The sequence below is a fragment of the Herbaspirillum rhizosphaerae genome, assembly GCF_046025915.1.
Classification (GTDB): domain Bacteria; phylum Pseudomonadota; class Gammaproteobacteria; order Burkholderiales; family Burkholderiaceae_D; genus Herbaspirillum; species Herbaspirillum rhizosphaerae_A.
The window spans coordinates 1-617 of sequence record NZ_JAQQFR010000037.1 but is presented as its reverse complement, the minus strand read 5'-3'; the positions used below and the strand labels follow the sequence as shown (position 1 = coordinate 617).

Below are 617 nucleotides of genomic sequence, written 5' to 3'. Positions count from 1 at the left end.
TTCAGTTCGTGCAGGCACTCGAAGTACGCCATTTCTGGTGCGTAACCGGCTTCCACCAGTGTTTCGAAACCAGCCTTGATCAGTTCGACGGTACCGCCGCACAACACCGCTTGTTCGCCGAACAGGTCGGTTTCGGTTTCTTCGCGGAAGTTGGTTTCGATGATGCCGGCACGGCCACCGCCGTTGGCGGTTGCGTACGACAAGGCGACGTCACGGGCGGTGCCGGACTTGTCTTGATACACAGCGATCAGGTGGGGCACGCCGCCGCCTTGGGTGTAGGTCGAACGCACAGTGTGGCCAGGGGCCTTCGGTGCGATCATGATGATGTCCAGATCGGCGCGTGGCACGACTTGACCGTAGTGAATGTTGAAGCCGTGTGCGAACGCGACAGTCGCGCCTTGCTTGGCGTGCGGTGCAACGTTTTCTGCATAGACCTGGCCGATGTTTTCATCCGGCAGCAGGATCATGATGACGTCGGCGCCCTTGACCGCTTCGTTGACTTCGGCAACGTTCAGACCGGCGTTCTTCGCCTTGTTCCACGATGCGCCATCCTTGCGCAACGCAACGGTGACTTTACAGCCGGAGTCATTCAGGTTTTGCGCGTGCGCGTGGCCTTG

At 59.6% G+C, this 617-nt stretch carries 1 protein-coding gene; it reads right to left on the bottom strand.

The annotated features are described in order from the left end of the window. Positions 1-617 (bottom strand): ketol-acid reductoisomerase (ilvC, locus tag PQR63_RS23605; RefSeq protein WP_408170729.1); only part of this gene is annotated, 617 nt, incomplete at both ends.